Origin of the sequence: Microbacterium paludicola (genome assembly GCF_039529675.1) — a bacterium.
Lineage (GTDB): Bacteria > Actinomycetota > Actinomycetes > Actinomycetales > Microbacteriaceae > Microbacterium > Microbacterium paludicola.
This window is the reverse complement of sequence record NZ_BAAANG010000035.1, coordinates 233,778-250,375: the sequence shown is the minus strand read 5'-3', so window position 1 is coordinate 250,375 and position 16,598 is coordinate 233,778. Positions and strand designations below refer to the sequence as shown.

13 protein-coding genes are annotated in these 16,598 nt (G+C 69.9%); 6 read left to right on the top strand and 7 right to left on the bottom strand.

All coding sequences use genetic code 11. The features are described from left to right. Positions 1-414: 414 nt before the first annotated feature. From ABD161_RS14600 to ABD161_RS14575, 6 genes are all read right to left on the bottom strand, one after another. Positions 415-1,449 carry a hypothetical protein gene (locus ABD161_RS14600; RefSeq protein ID WP_344004503.1) on the bottom strand — a complete coding sequence of 345 codons (1,035 nt, stop codon included), beginning with the start codon at positions 1,447-1,449 and terminating at the stop codon, positions 415-417. Positions 1,450-1,627: 178 nt separating this feature from the next. Further along, on the bottom strand, positions 1,628-2,989 hold the full coding sequence (locus tag ABD161_RS14595; RefSeq protein ID WP_344004500.1) for an O-antigen ligase family protein: 1,362 nt from the start codon (positions 2,987-2,989) through the stop codon (positions 1,628-1,630). Positions 2,990-3,161: 172 nt separating this feature from the next. Beyond that, a complete protein-coding gene (locus tag ABD161_RS14590; RefSeq protein ID WP_344004497.1) occupies positions 3,162-4,040 on the bottom strand; it encodes a glycosyltransferase family 2 protein in 879 nt (292 codons plus the stop codon). Between the two features lie 20 nt (positions 4,041-4,060). Further along, the gene (locus tag ABD161_RS14585; protein ID WP_344004494.1) at positions 4,061-5,116 is read right to left on the bottom strand and encodes a polysaccharide pyruvyl transferase family protein; all 1,056 of its coding nucleotides are present in this window, start codon (positions 5,114-5,116) and stop codon (positions 4,061-4,063) included. After that, on the bottom strand, positions 5,113-6,129 hold the full coding sequence (locus ABD161_RS14580; RefSeq protein WP_344004491.1) for a glycosyltransferase family 4 protein: 1,017 nt from the start codon (positions 6,127-6,129) through the stop codon (positions 5,113-5,115). The genes ABD161_RS14585 and ABD161_RS14580 overlap by 4 nt, the downstream gene beginning before the upstream one ends. Positions 6,130-6,155: 26 nt before the next feature. Further along, positions 6,156-7,445: a glycosyltransferase gene (locus ABD161_RS14575; protein WP_344004488.1), complete on the bottom strand. Its 1,290-nt coding sequence runs from the start codon at positions 7,443-7,445 to the stop codon at positions 6,156-6,158. On the opposite strand from ABD161_RS14575, the gene ABD161_RS14570 reads away from it, so the two are divergent. The 6 genes from ABD161_RS14570 to ABD161_RS14545 all read left to right on the top strand — a co-directional run bounded on the left by ABD161_RS14570 (position 7,444) and on the right by ABD161_RS14545 (position 15,592). After that, a complete protein-coding gene (locus tag ABD161_RS14570) occupies positions 7,444-9,267 on the top strand; it encodes a DUF4012 domain-containing protein (RefSeq protein WP_344004485.1) in 1,824 nt (607 codons plus the stop codon). The genes ABD161_RS14575 and ABD161_RS14570 overlap by 2 nt on opposite strands. Positions 9,268-9,319: 52 nt before the next feature. Then, a complete protein-coding gene (locus ABD161_RS14565; protein WP_344004482.1) occupies positions 9,320-10,429 on the top strand; it encodes a glycosyltransferase in 1,110 nt (369 codons plus the stop codon). Next, on the top strand, positions 10,426-11,526 hold the full coding sequence (locus ABD161_RS14560; RefSeq protein ID WP_344004480.1) for an acyltransferase family protein: 1,101 nt from the start codon (positions 10,426-10,428) through the stop codon (positions 11,524-11,526). The genes ABD161_RS14565 and ABD161_RS14560 overlap by 4 nt, the downstream gene beginning before the upstream one ends. Continuing rightward, positions 11,523-12,491: a glycosyltransferase family 4 protein gene (locus ABD161_RS14555; protein ID WP_344004477.1), complete on the top strand. Its 969-nt coding sequence runs from the start codon at positions 11,523-11,525 to the stop codon at positions 12,489-12,491. Before ABD161_RS14560 ends, ABD161_RS14555 begins: the two co-directional genes overlap by 4 nt. A gap of 426 nt (positions 12,492-12,917) precedes the next feature. Further along, entirely contained in the window at positions 12,918-14,558 is a 1,641-nt protein-coding gene (locus ABD161_RS14550; protein ID WP_344004474.1) for an O-antigen ligase family protein, read from the top strand. Continuing rightward, the gene (locus tag ABD161_RS14545; protein ID WP_344004471.1) at positions 14,555-15,592 is read left to right on the top strand and encodes a hypothetical protein; all 1,038 of its coding nucleotides are present in this window, start codon (positions 14,555-14,557) and stop codon (positions 15,590-15,592) included. Before ABD161_RS14550 ends, ABD161_RS14545 begins: the two co-directional genes overlap by 4 nt. Here the strand turns inward: ABD161_RS14545 and ABD161_RS14540 are convergent. Continuing rightward, positions 15,549-16,598: a glycosyltransferase family 2 protein gene (locus tag ABD161_RS14540; RefSeq protein ID WP_344004468.1), complete on the bottom strand. Its 1,050-nt coding sequence runs from the start codon at positions 16,596-16,598 to the stop codon at positions 15,549-15,551. The genes ABD161_RS14545 and ABD161_RS14540 overlap by 44 nt on opposite strands.

Genomic DNA, 16,598 nt, shown 5'->3' with positions numbered 1-16,598 from the left:
GACCCCACACCGGCATCGGCGGCCAGACCCCCTCAGCCCGCGTTCACAACGTCACGGGGAAGTACACTTAGCTCTCGGAATCCAGCGCCAGCCGAGTCGGCGGCACCGATGGTCACGGGGACGACGGAACGCGCGTCCCCGACTTGTTCACCTGGATCAGCGACGTGTCCTGGTTCGCCGACGCGTTGACAAACTCCAGGACGCGGTGAGCGCGATCCCACCCGGGGTTGCCGCTTCGAACCGAAGCTTCGCTCCGTGCGCGGCCGTCGTCCTACCTGCGACGGTCTCCGTCCGGGCAGCGCTCGTGCTGACTTGCGTGGGAACTTGGCTTCTGCGTCGTGTCGTCGAGGCGCCCGCCGAGCGCCTCGTGCCCACTGTGTCCCGCAGCGCTCGTGAGAAGCTGGGCCCAGCGGCCTACGCGAGCGCCGCTGCGTCGGCGATCGCGAGCCGCGCTGATTCGACCGAAGCAGTGAGCTCTGAGCTGTAGCGTGCGATGTCCGCAGCGCCGAGGGGTGAGTAGGTCTGGACACGCTGGCCTTCGCCCGCTCCTACCCAGACAAGACCGACGGTGCTGAAGTGTCGAGCGATTTTGCCGCGGCTGGACTCGACCCACCCCAGCGGCACCGCTCCCTCCGTCGCGCCGACGATCAGACCGTGCAGGCGGTCGCCGACTACGAGTCGTGCCTCACGATAGATGCGGCGCACGAGCTCTTCCTGGGCAGCATGCGATCGCGATTCGGGAAACTCGACCACCTCGCCTGCTAGCTCGGCGGCGAGGTCGCGAGCGAGGGCGGTGTCGCGGCGCACCTGCACCACGAGGGTCGGGGTCAGGTGGAGCCCGTCCGCGAGACCGCGCACCCACTCGACCCAAGCATCGGAGGGGCGGGTGCGGTCACCACGCAACACGAGCGCGAGGCGTGTACGCGCCGATGCGTCCTGCCATTCCCGGGTCGGCGTTCCGAGAGAGAAAGCCCAGTCGGGCATCGTCGCCCCCGCGCCGAGCAGCGTGATCGATTCCGCGTCTCGGAATGCGGCTCCGCGAGCGGCCTTGGCGAGGGACGCATACGGCTTGGACAAGATAGATCGAGCCCCTGGCACGCCGGCGCCGAGCCAGAGAAGCGTCACTCGTGGCAGGAGGCCTACGGCGCGGATTGCGGCAACGCGGAGCGCACCTTTCCGCGAGACGGGCACTTCGCCGGCGTTCGCAACCAACGTGACGCGAGTGCCAGATACCGCCGTGCGGGCGGCCTGAAAGAGCCACGTCGGGAAGCTGGTGAAGAGGTGGTCGTCATGCTGCACTCCGAGGCCTGTCTTGAACCCCGGAGTTGCGGCGCCAACGAAAACCCGCAGCGGGCCGATGGAACGCAGATGGTCCAGCAACGGGCGACGCAACAGCGAGTCGCCGATATTCTCATCCTGGCCGGTGGACCACGCGAACACTTCAGTCAAGGGTTGAGCCAATCTGTGGGGGCTTATGGGACGGTGCGCGAGTGAGGGCTCTCGCTCACAGACCACTAGCGCTCAAGGACCCGGGTGCAGGCAAGTGCCCACGCGGCCTTGCTTGGCCACGAGGCGTCCCGGTCCGATAATCGTAGTCGGCGGAGTCGATCGCTCCCGGCATACGCGCTCAGTGGCGTACGGGACCTCCGGCAAGTGTCGAGGGCGCTGGTGCTGGCGCCTGCAGCAACTCCGTTTGTCGAATTGCCGACGCAGTCAGCGCAAGGGCAGCCCAGACGGGCATGAAGGTCCACGAGGACTGGGTTGCGAAACCAACTGCCACGAAGACGATCGCCGCCAGCGCACCCATGTCGGAGCGCCACACTCGCCAGACACTCCAGAGCAGGAGGGCTAGCATCGCAGCGAACGCGAGCACTCCCATCTCGGCGCCGATCTGCATGTAGCCGTTCTCCACGATCGCCCGACTGTCCCCCTCGAAGAGGTAGCGGGGGAGCTGAGGATACTCATGCGCGTAGTCCGCGAAATGCGCAGAGTAGCGCCCGGGACCGACCCCCCATGGGTTGTCCCACATCATCCGCCATCCGATCTCGGCCTTAGCGGACCGGACATCCAGCGACTTTGTCGGGTTGCCCGACGTGGCCGGCATGAGCCCGACTTTCTGCAACTGCAGGAATACGATCGCGCGGAACTGCGGGACGAGGGCGATCAGTAGTCCTCCGATCGCCGCGGCGGTCCCAAGTGCGATGAGGATCATCCGTTTCGGACGGAGTAGAGCGAGGACGAGGATCGCGACCGCGACGCCGCCATATCCCGTCGTCGATTCTGAGTACAGGACACAGAGCAAAGCCCCAACGCTCGTCGCGTACCGCCCACTGTAGAGGGCAAGAACGAGGATGACGCCGGCGTAAAAGCCCAGATGCTGGCCTTCGACGAAGGGACCGGACCTCGGGAACGTGACCCCGAGGAGTGTGAGCCCGCGGGGGACCATATCGAACCCCAGCGTCTCCAACGTCGCGCGCAGGTGGAGAAGGCGGCCGACCACTTGAACAATCACTGCTGCGGCGCAAACCCAAAAGGATTGCAGCAACACGTCGCGCAGCACCGAGAATCTGAGGTGCCGAAGTATCTCCCACGAAATGAGCACGAAAAGCCCATATCCGCAGTACAGCATGATGTCCACGGGCACGGAACGATGCACCCCGCGGATGTCCTGCGCGAAGTTGGCCGTCAATAGCGCGATCACGGTGGCAACCACCAGGCACGCGGCAAGCACCGCGACGAAGATTCTGTCTGCCGGCCAGGAGCCCCAGCGGAGTCTGCGCTGACGAACGGCCTGGACGGCAGCGGTGCCGATCGAAGCGATCAGGAGTAGCTCGCTGAGCTTAAGCGGGAAGCCGGCATTGATCGTGAGAGCAGCCTGCAGCGGTAGCGCCAGGATTGCGAGCAAGGCGAGCTTCTCGTGCAGGGGTGCAGACGCGAACTCCGGCGAGCGGATACCGCGTCTCGCGGGATTGGTCAGCAGTGGCCGCATTCTCACGCCTTTCCGTTCCGAATGGCAGACCGTGCGTCTCCTCTGGGTGCCCGTGCGGTGCTTACAAGCGCAGTCGAGGGCAGGGCATTGCCGTACGTCTGTCCATCGTAAGGGGCGGCCGAATGCCGGCCGTCCGTACGGCGCGCTTCAGACGAGAGCTGACCTGGGATTGTCAGTCGCCCGTGACCTGACGACGTCGCTCGAACAGCGAGAGACCGCCCTGCACGTACGCCATGAGCATGTGCTTCAGCGCAGCCAAACGACGGCCGGCAAGCTGGTGGCCGCGGGCGACCCGCTTGTTCGCGGCGGCGCGCATCCGCATCGGAGCCATCAGGGTTATCGGGATGCGTAGAGCACGGGCATAGTGCGCGCGCAGCGCCTCCTTCGCCGCGAGAGCGGCCCCCGCGGAGCGCGCCGACTTGCCGCCCGCCATCTCGTACCGCAGCGACGGCTCGTCGTGACGCGTGATGCCGCCCTGCATGCTCAGACGGATGAGCAGCTCGTAGTCGTCCGCATAGCGCGGGCGGAGCGGGTCGGGTCGAGCTGCGTCGCTCGCGCGCAGAGCCGAGACGCGGACGACGGCCGCCCCGGGGGGCCAGGGCCCGTACCCGACAGTGAGCAGTTCGGCGGTGCCGGACGGCACGTAGGTCGCGGGAAGCAGCGAGCCTGCCTCGTCTCCGACGAAGCCGATCACCCGGCCTGCCGCGACGGCGAGACTGGGATCGGCGGTCAGGGCGCCGAGCGAGCGGGCGACTCCCTGCGGAATCACGGCATCATCGGCGTCGAGGAAGATCGCGTACTCGGTCTCGATGAGAGCGGCTCCCCGGTGGCGCGCGACGGATGCACCGGAGTTCTCCTGCCTGACGACCTCCGCACCTTCGTCCCGCGCGATAGCGGCGGTGCCATCGGTCGATCCGTCGTCGACGACGATGACTCGCTCGGCGCCGGCCTCCCGTGCCGAGGCGATCGCGACGCCGATCGTGGCGGACGAGTTGTACGCAGGAATGACGACGGTCAATGAGTGCGTCTGGGAGACCTGATCTGCGGGCACGACGCTCTCCATATCAGGCATCAGCGGGCGTGGCCGGCGAGGCGGCGGAGTTCGGTGACGATGTTCTCGCGTGCGTCGGCGATACGGGACGCTGCCGCGGCGATCCGGCTGTCGTAGTCGGCGCGGGTCGACGGATCGGTGAGCAGCGCGTGGGTCTGCGCCGCGACCGCGTCGACGTCGAACGAGTTGACGGTATGCACCCACGGATCGATACCGAGATCTCCGAAGGCGCCGAAACCCTTGCGTTCGTACGCGAGATGGACGACGTAGTGCCCGGCGGCCAATGCCATGAGCGCAGCGTGCAGCCGCACGGCGACGACGACGCGCGGCGTGCCGCCCGGCGTCATCAGCTCGGCACGCTCGACCATGCGCCTCGGCGACAGCGTTGCCGCTGCGGGGCGGTCGTCATTGCCGCCCGTCGTGCTCTGGACATAGCCGTCGTACGGGCCGATGCGGTCGGCGAGCGCGTAGATGTCTGGGTTGATCTTGCCGTGGACGGCGCGGATCGACAGCACCGGTGTCGCGTCGACGTCGGCCCCCGGCTGGCGCCCGCCGATGACGGCCGCTGTCGCGAGGTCGGGGGTGCGCCGCACGGTGGGTCCGCCGACCTCCGCCACCGTGCGGTCGTCGCGCACCATGACCAGATCGAGACGGCGCAGCGTGCGCTGCACCCAGCCGCGGGTTCCGAAGCGCGCGGGCCCGATGCTCTGGGGCAGGTAGACCGTCGGCGCGCTCGTTCGCGCGGCCGCGCGCAGCTGCGGGCCGTGTACGAGCGCCGTCTTCAAGGTCTCCACCGCGGTTCCGGCGCGCAGATAGCCGCCGCCGACCGCGACGACGATGTCGTACCCGTCGATGGCCTTCAGCTCCGCGCGCGTCTCCCGATCCCAGCCGCGCTTTGTCGGCACCGTCGGGAGCGCCCGCACGCCGAGGTCGGCGAACGTCTCTGGACGTGACGCGAGCAGCGTGACGTCCGCCTCGCCGAACGCGTCGCGGATCAGCTCGAGCGTCTCGCGCACCAGCAGGCCGTCTCCCGCGTTCTCTGCGGAGTATCCGTGCAGAACCAGGACGCGCGTCATCCGAGCACCTTCTTGTAGACCTCGATGTGCCTGTCGACGCTGGCGTCCCACGTGAAGCGCTGCGCCCAGGCGAGGCCGGCGTCGAGGCAGGCCTGGCGCGCTGCCTCGTCGGTCACCGCCGAGACGATGCCGTCGGCGATTCCCTCGACATCGATCTCCGGGAAGCGCAGTGCGGGCCCCGCCACCTCAGCGAGGGATCCGCGGTCGGACGTCACGACCACCGCGCCGGCCGCCAATGCCTCCACGACCGGGAAGCCGAAGCCCTCGTACAGGCTGGGGAATGCGAATGCGGTGCAGGCCTGCATGAGCGCCGTGCGATCGTCGTCGGAGACGAACCCGAGACGGATGACGTCCGGCGACCCGTCGATGACGGCGAGCGACTCCTCCGAGTTCCACGCGCTCTTGCCGGCGATGACGAGCTTGATGCCGAGCGCACGGACCTCGGGGGTCGCGAACGCCTTGACAAGCGGCATGAGGTTCTTCCGCGGCTCGATATTGCCGAGGTACAGCACGAACCGTTCGGGCAGCTGCGCGGCGAGCTCCGGCGAGAGATCGACCGGCGCGGCGAAGCGCGCGATGTCGATACCGTGCTCGATGGTGGTCAGGCGGTCAGGTTCGACGCCGAAGATCTCGGCGACGTCCGCCGCGCTCGAGTTCGAGACCGTGATCACGTGGTCTGTCGAGTCGATAGCGCGCTGCACGCGCGTGCGCCACACCTTCTCCTGTCGCGCCGTCCGAGCCACGGAGATCCACCTGCTCGCCACGCCGTGAACCGTCACAACCGAGGGTCGCCGAGTGCGAAGGAGAGGACCGGTGTCGGCGACGTAGTGAAGCACGTCGCCGTCCTGACCGCCGAAGAGGCCCGTGAAGGTCTCCTGCGCCATGGTCAGGACGGGGTGCGGCCGGGCCGGGATCCTCGCGACGGGGATACCGCGCTGCGTAAGACCGTCGGCGATGTGGCGCGCGTAGGTCGTGTTTCCGCCGGTGTGCCGGTCGAGAATCCGGCTCGGCATCAGTACTCGCATATAAAGCGGTCTCCTCAAACGGATCCGTAGAGAGCGACGAGAGCGTCGCGCTGGACCGAAGGGTTCATCGTATGGTTCAGGTTCTTCGACGACGCGATCGCCCGGGCGCGCGCAGCGCCGTCCTCGTCGAGGATCTCCATGATCAGGCGGGCCGACTCCGCCGGCGTCTCGGCTTCCGGCAGGCCCATACCGTCGAACGTGGGAATCGACCGCACGGCCAGGGGGTGCTCGAAGGCGGCGGCATCGAGAAGGCTCAGCGGGAAGCCCTCGTAGTGCGCGGAGTGGAAGTACAGTGCCGGCCGGGACAATTCGGCGGCAAGGCGGTCGCCAGTGAGCCAACCGAGCACCTGCACGCCGGCGTCCTCCAGCCGGCGGCGCATGCCCGGGTCGCCGTCGCCGATCCATCGGAACGTGACATCGGGATCCAGGGTGTGCACCTCTTCCGCGACCTGCGCGAAATAGCCCGGGTCCTTCTGGCCCGTGAGGCGGCCGATCATGAACACGTCGCGAGCGGTCTCGAACCCGGTCGCCCGATGGGCGGCCGTGGGGGTGATCGTCGCGACGTTGGGCAGGAAATGCGTGATCGCCCGAGGATCGAGCGCCTTGGCGAGCTTCTCTTCGTGCGGCGAGAGCACGACGGTACGAGCGGAACGCCGGGCCAACGCCTTCTCGGCGAGGCGGAAGATGGCGCGCTTGACCGTGTTCTGCTGCCGGTCGTCGAACTTGTAGCAGTGGGGTTCGTAGAACACGGGCACGTCGATCCCGGCGAGGCGGGTGTACACGCCCCCGAAGCTCGAGTGAGCGTGAACCACGTCGGGCTTGACCTCCTCGACGACCTGCCGCACCCGCCGGATGGCGGTGACCATCGCCCGGGGCGTTTGCGGCATCGCGTGCACGCTCGCGTACGGCACGGCGGGATCAGGCTCTTCGTAACCGGCCCACAGCAGGTGGTGCTCGGCTTCGGGCATGAGATCGACCAGGGAGGTGATCGCGCGGCTGATGCCGCCGGCATACACCTGCGTGACATGGAGGATGCGCGTAGCTGTCATTCCCGACCTAACACGTCGTCGAACGGACCGCGCTCGGACGACGGCCACGACGAGCAACGTTACCAGCCGGTGATCTGCGCCCGCGGTGGCCGTCGTGGCCAGACGTAGGCCGACGCGCGGCGCACTCAGGGTGCGTCTGCATACCCCAACTATGCTTGGCGACACCATTCTCAGCTGGCGGCGGTTGGCGAGGTCCTGACGGACGCCGCGCCCGCGACCGAAGCAGGAGCCCCACGAACGCATGAGCACACGCATGGACGATGCCACTCTGAGCGCCGCCGGATCGTCGGCCGAGGGGAAGGCGTCTCGTCGTCGGCGTCGGCTGCGCCGGTGGCTGCCGTGGGGCATCGTCATCTTCCTCTTCCTCTACCTCGCCATCGTGGGCGTCAGCGCGCTGATCGCGAAGAACGCGCTCGAGAGCGTGATCCCCGTCGCGGGAGATGTGCAGGACGCGGTCGCATCGGGAGACACGGAGGCCGCTCGCGCCAGGGTGGATGAGGTCGCGGCGAACACGGGCACCGCCCGAGCGGCTACCGATCACGTGTTCTGGCGGGGCCTCGAATGGCTGCCCGTGGTCGGCGACGACATCCGCTCGGTGCGGCTTGCGGCAGCGGCGGGTGACGATCTCGTCCGCGACGCGCTCACTCCGTTCGCCAGCGTCGACATCACGGCCATCGGGCCGGTCGACGGGGCACTCAACCTCGACGCGGTGCGCGGTCTCGCAGAGCCGATGGCGCAGGCGGCCGCGGCAACGGAACGCGTGCAGATCGATCTCTCCGAGATCGATGCCAGCACTCTTCTGCCTCCCGTCCAGTCGCAGATCGGCCGCGTGACCGAGGCGGTCGAGGCGCTCTGGCCCACCCTGAATCGGCTCGCCGAGCTCATGCCGCACCTTCCGACGATGCTCGGCGGTGATGGCCCGCGGAACTACATCGTGATGGTGCAGAACAACGCCGAGGCGCGCAGCACGGGCGGCAATCCCGCCTCGCTCATGGTGCTGACCGCGGATCAGGGCCGGATCGCGATCACGCAGCAGGCGTCGTCCACCGATTTCAACAATGCCCGCGAGACACCGGTCGCGGGGCTCTCGGAGTCGACGGCGACGTTGTATGGCGATCGCGTGGGGCGATGGATTCAGGACACGACGATGGCGCCGGACTTCCGCGAGACCGCGAATCTCGTGCGCGCGTTCTGGCAGGACAGCTATGGCACCCCGCCCGCGGGGGTGCTGTCGCTCGATCCCGTCGCGCTTGGATACATGCTCAAGGCCACCGGGCCTGTAGGTCTCCCGGGAGGCGGGCAGCTCACGACGGAGAACGCCGCGAAGACGCTGTTGCACGACGTGTACTTCCAGTACCCCGGCGACACTTTTGCTGAACGGCGAGCGCAGGACCTCTTCTTCGGAACGGCCGCAGGGGGGGTGTTCGACAAGATCACGAGCGGAGACGCGAACCTGGTCCAGCTCGTCCAGGCCCTCGCGAAGGCCTCCGACGAGGGGCGCCTGCTCTACGCCTCGACCGACCCCACCGAGATGGGCGTCGTCGACGGCACCACGTTCGTCGGCCCGCTGCCGGTCGACAACGACGACCAGACCGCCCTCGGCGTCTTCGTCAACGACACGACCGAGGGAAAGCTCGACTACTACTCGCGTCTGAGCGTCACGGCCTCGAGCGACGTCTGCACCGTGAGCGACGAGGAGGAGCCGACGTTCACGGCCAAGGCCAAGTACGACTACACGCTCAAGCCGGGGGATGTCGCGGGGCTTCCGTATTACATCTCGACCGGGCGCTACTACCCGAAGGGCGTCAAGGCGACCGACATGGTCTTCTACGGCCCGCTCGGCGCGAAGTGGGCCTCGGCGACGCTCGACGGCCAGCCCGTGCAGCCCCACGTGGGCACCGACGACCAGGGACGACCCGCCGTGCGCATCCGGATCGAGAACCAGCCGGCCACCTCGCACACGCTCGAGGTCACGTTCACCGGTGCGGCCGGGCAGGAGTACGGCCCGCTCGACGTCGTGCACACGCCGATGATGAAGGACGTGCCGGTCGAGCTGTCGACCCCCGGATGCCAGTGACCGCCCCGGCGGCCTCCATCCACACGTCAGGTTCGATCCCGAGGAGCAGCCCGTGAGCGGCATCATCGTCCACGAGTGGCTCTCCCCGGCAGGCGGGTCGGAGAACGTGTTCGAGGTGATCGCCCGCACGTTCCCCGACGCCGAGCGCTGGTGCCTCTGGAACGATGCGGGCGAGCGGTTCCAGCCGGTGAACGAGACCCTGCTGGCGCGCACGCCGCTGCGCGGGAACAAGGCCGCGGCCCTGCCGTTCATGCCCTCGGTGTGGCGCCACCTTCCCGCGCGCGACGCCGACTGGGTGCTGACGAGCTCGCACCTGTTCGCGCATCACGCCCGCTTCGGCGGGCCGGCGCGCGACGTGCCGAAGCTCGTCTACGCGCACACCCCCGCCCGCTACATCTGGGTTCCCGAGCTCGACGGTCGCGGCGGCAGCCTTTCCGCGCGGGCGATCGCGGCATCGCTGAAGCCCCTCGACCGGCGACGCGCGCAGGAGCCGGCGGCCATCGCCGCGAACAGTCGGTTCATCGCCGACCGCATCGCCGACACCTGGCAGCGCGACGCCGAGGTCATCTACCCGCCCGTCTCGGTCGACCGGTTCATGCGCGAGCAGCACCTGACCGACGCCGAGCAAGCGCAGCTCGACGCGCTTCCCGACGACTTCGTGCTCGGGTTCTCGCGCTTCGTCCCGTACAAGCGGCTCGAGGCCGCGATCGACACGGGTCGCGTCGCCGACCTGCCCGTGGTGCTCGCCGGCAGCGGCCCGGATGAAGGCCGCCTGCGCGAGATCGCCGAGCGCACCTACCCCGGCCGCGTCACGTTCGTCCACCACCCCTCGAACGCGCTGCTCATCGCGATCCTGCGCCGCGCGGCGCTGCTGGTGTTCGCGCCGATCGAGGACTTCGGCATCATCCCGGTCGAGGCGATGGCCGCCGGAACGCCCGTGCTCGCCAACGCCATCGGCGGCGCGGTCGAATCGGTGATCGACGGGGTCACCGGCGCGCACGTGCACGAGTGGCGCTCGGATGCCGAGCTGCGTTCCGCGGTCGAGCGCGCCACCACAGCCTCGGCGCAGGCGTGCGTCGACCGCGCCGCCGAGTTCGGCGTCGACGTCTTCGAGCGGCGGATCGCCGAGTTCGTCGACCGCCACACGACGGGCACCGCGTGACGCTCGCCCCGGACGATCGCCTCGACGCGCGCGAGGGGATCAGCCGCGGCCGGATCGTCTGGATCGACGCGGCCCGCGGCATCTGCGTGCTCGGCGTCGTGCTGATGCACGCGACCCTCTCGCTCGGCTTCGGCGTCATCGACAGCACCGCCGGGGTGTTCTGGCGCTGGGTCATCGACGTGATGGGCCCCTTCCGGATGCCGGGCCTCGCGATGCTGAGCGGCCTGCTGCTCGCCCGCCGGATCCGCCACGGCTGGGCGGATCGCTCGGTGCGCGTCTCGATCGCGACGTCGTACTGGCTGTACGCCGTGTGGCTGCTGCTGTTCGTGCTGTTCGCCGTCTTCGTCGGCTCGGCGATCTGGACCGGCCCCATCGGCGGCGGCACGGACCTTGAGGCGTGGCAGGCGCTGCTCAACCAGCTCGTGCTGCCGCGCACCCTGCTCTGGTACGTGCTCGCGCTCGCCGTCTGGACCGCCCTGCTGACGACCCTGCGCCGCGTGGATCCGGCGCTCGTCCTCGTCGGGCTGACGATCCTGTCGATCGCCGCGGCCTACCTTCCCGTGGTCGACAACAACGACCAGTACCGCAACATCGCCCGCTACGCGCTGTTCTTCGCGATCGGCGTCTACGGATCGGCGTGGATCCGCGGCCGCGTCGCCCAGCGCCCCGGGGTGACCGCCGGGCAGGCGGCCGGCGTCACCGCGGTGTGCGCGGCCATCATGGTGCTGGGAGACAACCCGGATGTCGCCGCCGTGCTGTCCGCCCCGCGCGACGCGGCCGCGGCGCTGCTTCTGCTCACGGCGGTCGCCATCGCCTGCCGGGTCGGGCCCGTGGGCCGGGCCCTCGCCTGGATCGGGCGCCGCACCCTTCCCGTCTACGTGATGCACGGCCTGCTGCTCGAGGCGCTGCTGCTGTCGCCGCTGCGCAACCAGTTGCTCGGCCTGCCGCTAGTTGGCGCGCTGTCACCGCTGATCGTGACGCTCGCCGTCGCGGCGGTCGCCGTCGGCGTTCACGCCCTCGTGATCCGCACGCCGCTGCGCGTGGTGTTCGCGCTTCCCGCCCCGTGGCGGCGCCGACTCGCCGGAGGAGCAGGATGACCATCCACGTCGACACCCGCTGGGACGGCGCGCACGGCATCGCCCGGTACGCGCGCGAGGTCGTCGCCCGGCTCACCGTGCCGTGGCAGGCGCTTCCCTTCGACGGATCGCCCAGCTCGCCGGCCGACGCGCTGCGCCGCCTCCCGCAGGACGCGCGATCCGGTCTCGTCTACTCGCCCGGATACAACGCCTTCACGCGCGCGCGCCGGCAGGTGCTCACCCTTCACGACCTGATCCACCTGCAGACCGACTGGCCCGGGCGCGCGAAGTACCTCGCGTACTACAACCTCGTCGTGCGGCCCGTCGTGCGCCGCACCGGCGTGGTGCTGACGGTGTCGGAGACGTCGCGGCAGATCGTCCGCGACTGGCTGCACGACGACTCGGTCGACGTCGTGAACGCCGGCATCGGCGCATCCGCCGACTTCACGCCCGACGTCACGCCCGCCGACAGCGACGCGCCCTACCTGATGTACGTCGGCAACCTGCGGCGGCACAAGAACGTCACCGTCGTGCTGGATGCGCTCACGCGCGTGCCCGACGCGCGGCTGCGCATCCTGATCCCGGCATCCGAGCAGGATGAGCTGCGCGCGCTTGTCGCCGAGCGCTCGCTCGAGCAGCGCGTGACGCCGCTCGGCCGGATCGACGACGCCGCGCTCGCCGCGGAGTATCGCGGCGCGGCGGCGACCGTCATGCCGTCGACGCTCGAGGGCTTCGGGCTTCCCGCGCTCGAGAGCGTGATGACCGGCACCCCGGTTCTCTACTGGCAGGGGTGCGCGGCCGTGGCCGAGACTGCCGCCGGGCGCGGCCGGGCCGTGGCCGAGGCGCACGACGCGCAGGAGTGGGCCGCGGCGATCGAGGACGCGCTCGCGCACCCGCGTCGCGTGGACGCCCCGGTGGGCCGGTACAGCTGGGACGAGACCGCCCGGATGGTGGATGAGGTGCTGCGTGATGCCAGCGGTCGTTGAGCGGAGTCGAAACGGGGTGAGCGAGGAGCGCCAGCGACGAGTCGAAGCCATCGGCCGTGCGGGGGCTGCGGTGCGGCTTCGGCTCGCTGGCGCTCGCTCAGCCCGTTTCGACTCCGCTTCGCTCCGCTCAACGACCGGAGGGGGGTCGAGCGTTGAGCGGAGTCAGACCCCGGTCGTTGAGCGAAGTCGAAACGGGGTGAGCGAGGAGCGCCAGCGACGAGTCGAAGCCATCGGCCGTGCGGGGTCTGCGGTACGGCTTCGACTCGCTGGCGCTCGCTCAGCCCGTTTCGACTCCGCTTCGCTCCGCTCAACGACCAGAGGTGTCGTCCGCTCAACGACCGGAGGGGGAGCGGTCGTGCGAGAGAAGCGAGTTGGGATGACCAAGCTAGGCTCGGTGGTTCCGAACGCGCGCGTGATGGGGGATGGATGATCAGCGAGACCGCGTCGTCATTCCTCGATGCCTGCGTCGTGCCCGAGACGACCGTGGATCCGGCCGACCCGACCGGCAGCGGAGGCGGCGGGGCGGACGCGCTCGCGGATCCGTCGTTCCTCGCGTCGCACGGCACGCTCGAGACGGTGTTGACCCTGGGCGGGGTCGCCGTGGCGGGGCTCGCGGTCGCGTTCGCGGCGTTCAAGCTGCCCGCGCGGGTGCTGCTCGGCATCGTGCTCACGCTCGGCGTGCTGCAGTTCTTCGGACCGTTCGGCTTCACCTCGTTCGCCCTGCTCGCCACGGCGGTGCTGGTGCCGGGCATCCTGTGGCGCTTCGGGCGCGACACCGCGCACCTGTGGGGCTGGCTGCTCGCCGCGCTCGCGATCTGGCAGACCGTCGCCGTGCTCTGGTCCGACAAGGTCGGCGCTGCAGCCTTCGGCGTCATCCAGAGCGTCGCCCTGCTCGGCGTCTTCGTGCTCGCCCGCGCCGTGCTGCGCGAGGGGCGCGGCGCCGCAGGCACGGCGCTGCTGATCGCCGCGCCCGTCGTGGCGCTGCAGGCGCTGGCCGCGATCCTGTTCCGCGCGCTGCCGGACCTCGAGTACGCGTACCTGACCTCTCCCATCGCGCGGGTGCTGACCGAGCCCGGCGTCGAGCTCGTCGCCGAGGGATCGTTCGACAACGTGATGGACCCGTGCAAGGCCGGCGGCGTCTTCCTCAACGGCAACACGGCGTCGCTGTTCTTCGCCGTTGTTGTGTGCGTGTACGCGTGGCTGGCGCTGGGGTCGGCACAGCGCGGTCGCTTCGGCTCGCAGGCTCGCTCAGCAACCGACCCGGTCGGTCGCTTCGGCTCGCAGGCTCGCTCAGCAACCGACCTGGTCGGTCACTTCGGCTCGCAGGGTCGCTCAGCAACCGGTGTCACCGGCGTCGTCGTCGCGGTGCTGTCGCTCGTGGCCATGTTCGCGACCGGGTCGAAGACGCCGCTCGTGCTGATCGTGCTGCTGCCCGTCGCCGCGATCGTGCTGCTCGTCGGCGTGCGCCGTCCCGCGCTCGCCGCGATCGGGGCCGGTGCGCTCATCGTGCTCGCCGCCGTGGGAGCGTTCGCCGCCACGCGCGTCGCACCGGGCTTCGTCCAGCAGACGGGCCGCACGCTCAACGAGCGCTTCACGCTCTGGGGAGTGGTGGGCGAGGCGTTCCCCGAGAACTGGTTCCTCGGGCTCGGGTTCGGCAACTGGCGCTACCTCATCGCCGACCGCTGGGACGACGTCTTCCCCGAGGTTCCCAACCAGGTGTGGCCGCCGCACAACCTCTACCTGCAGGCGTGGGTCGACGCGGGCATCCTGTCGCTGCTGCTGACGCTCGTGCTCTCGATCCTTCCCCTCGTGCTCGTGGTGCGCCGGGCGTACCTGCGCCGGAGCGATCCGCTGTTCTCCCGCCGCACGGGCGAGGTGCTCGTTGTGCTCATCGGCCTCGCCTGGGTCATCGGCCACGGCGCCGGCGATACGACGGTGTTCTTCGGCGACAGCCACTCGCTGCCGTTCTTCGCGTTCCTCGTCGCGCTCGCGTGCGATCCGTCGCTCGGTGAGCGGCGCGATCCGGATCGGGTGGATCAGGATCGGGTCACGGAGGTCTCCCGATGACGACCTACGTCTACTACCCGCGCGGCCTCGCGACGGGCGGCCCCGAGGCGCTGCATCAGCTCGTCGACTCGTTGCGCCGGCAGGGGCAGGACGCGTACCTCGTTCCCATCCCCGGCACGGAGGGCACCCCGCGCGCAGAGCGCTACGCGCACTACGACGCCCCGGAGGCCCCCGCGATCGTCGACGCGGCCGGCAACGCGGTCGTGGTGCCCGAGACGCAGGCGCTGCTGCTGAAGGACGTGCGGCACGCCGAGCCGCTCGTGTGGTGGCTGTCGATCGACTACGCGCCGCGGTTCGTCATCGAGCGCGCGCACCGCTCGACCCTGCCGCTCGAGCGCACCCGGATGTCACGCCCGCCGCTGCTGTGGGCCCGCTACCTCAACCGGGCGATCAAGCGAGTGCGCACCGGCGAGGACGCCGTGCTGCGCCGCGCCGGCCACCTCGCGCAGTCGCACTACGCGTGGAACCACGTGTTCGCGCACCTCGGTATCCCGGGCACGATCCTGTCGGACTACACCCCGATCGATCCGCTTCCCGAGGCGAGCGTCACTGCCGAGGGACGTCGGCCGCGCGTCGCCTACAACCCCGCGAAGTCGGCCGTGCTCATGGCCGAGTTCGCGCGCCGCCGCCCCGACATCGAGCTGCTGCCGTTGCGGGGGATGACGGGCGAGCAGGTGGCCGAGGCGCTGCGCACGTCGCTCATCTACCTCGACCTCGGCACGCACCCCGGCAAGGACCGGATGCCGCGCGAAGCCGCCGCGATGGGTGCGGTGGTGCTCGTCGCCCGCCGAGGAGCTGCCGCGAACGACGTGGACGTCCCGCTGCCGTGGCGGCACAAGATCGACGTGCTGCCGGATGTCGTCGACGCAGCCCTGCGCGCCGTCGACGCGGTGATCGCCGATCCGGATGCCGCGCTCGCCGATCAGCGCGCGTATCGCGCCCGCATCGCCGCCGAGCGCGACGTGTTCGACCGCGAGGTCGCCGCCGCGTTCATCCGCGGCGAGCGGGGGAGAGACGGCGCCGCACCGCTCTGACCGGCGCGAGCAGGCGGCGCATTCCGTCCTGCGCGGGTGGCAGATCGTGCCACAGCAGCGCGTCGATCTCGGCGGCGGTCGCGACGCGCGCCGACTGGATGCGCCGGCGCTCGCGGATGCCGTGCGTCGCGACGAGCCGGATGCCGGCGAAGAGCCCACCGAGCGAGTGTCGCGCCTGGCCGCGCGCGATGGTCTTGCCGAGCATCATCGCGAACAGCAGCGCGAACCGCGGCCACATGCGGCCGCGCAAGCCACGCGGCACATTCTTCACCAGCAGCAGCGGCAGGTTCTTGAACGTCTGGCGCACGGTGAAGCCGGGGATGCGATCGCTCGTCGCGCCGATCCGGTGGTACGCGACCGCCGCGGGCTCATAGACGATGCCGTGGCCGGCGAGCCGCGCGCGGAAGCTGAGGTCGACATCCTCGAAGTACGCGAAGAACGTCTCGTCGAACCCGCCGATCTCGTCGAACAGCGTCGTCCGGTACAGCGACGCCCCGCCCGAGGCCGCGAAGACGGGGCCGCCCGCGGGGGCCGCGGCGCGCGCGTCGTCCCGCCCGCGCGGGAAGGGCATCCCCCAGATGCTCAGGCAGTCACCGGCCGTGTCGATCGTGCCGTGCACGGCCGGATCATCCGACGCGCGCAGCAGCAGCCCGGTCGCGATCGCTGCGCCGGATCGCTCGAGCGCGGCGTCGAGCGCGGCGAGCCAGCCCGGCTCGGGCGTCGCGTCGTTGTTGAGCAGCGCGACCGCGTCGTACCCCTCGCGCTGCGCCCGGCGGATGCCGACGTTCACGCCGCCCGCGAACCCGAGGTTGCGGGGCTCGGTGTGAAGCGCGAACCCGCCGCGCACCGCGTGCCGCTCGCGCAGCCGGGCGAGGTCATCCGGGCGCGAGCCGTTGTCGATCACGAGCACGTCGGCATCCGGATGCGTCCGCCCCTCGAGCGCGTCGAGGCAGGCGAGCGTGTCGGCGGAGCCGTTCCAGTTCAGGATGACAACGAGCACCCGCAT

What these genes read in the sequence shown, in the direction of transcription:
- ABD161_RS14595 (WP_344004500.1), bottom strand. Translation starts at nt 2,989, where the DNA reads ATGCGGCCACTGCTGACCAATCCCGCGAGACGCGGTATCCGCTCGCCG.
- ABD161_RS14585 (WP_344004494.1), bottom strand. Translation starts at nt 5,116, where the DNA reads ATGACGCGCGTCCTGGTTCTGCACGGATACTCCGCAGAGAACGCGGGA.
- ABD161_RS14580 (WP_344004491.1), bottom strand. Translation starts at nt 6,129, where the DNA reads ATGCCGAGCCGGATTCTCGACCGGCACACCGGCGGAAACACGACCTAC.
- ABD161_RS14570 (WP_344004485.1), top strand. Translation starts at nt 7,444, where the DNA reads ATGGACGATGCCACTCTGAGCGCCGCCGGATCGTCGGCCGAGGGGAAG.
- ABD161_RS14575 (WP_344004488.1), bottom strand. Translation starts at nt 7,445, where the DNA reads ATGCGTGTGCTCATGCGTTCGTGGGGCTCCTGCTTCGGTCGCGGGCGC.
- ABD161_RS14555 (WP_344004477.1), top strand. Translation starts at nt 11,523, where the DNA reads ATGACCATCCACGTCGACACCCGCTGGGACGGCGCGCACGGCATCGCC.
- ABD161_RS14550 (WP_344004474.1), top strand. Translation starts at nt 12,918, where the DNA reads ATGATCAGCGAGACCGCGTCGTCATTCCTCGATGCCTGCGTCGTGCCC.
- ABD161_RS14545 (WP_344004471.1), top strand. Translation starts at nt 14,555, where the DNA reads ATGACGACCTACGTCTACTACCCGCGCGGCCTCGCGACGGGCGGCCCC.
- ABD161_RS14540 (WP_344004468.1), bottom strand. Translation starts at nt 16,598, where the DNA reads ATGCGGGTGCTCGTTGTCATCCTGAACTGGAACGGCTCCGCCGACACG.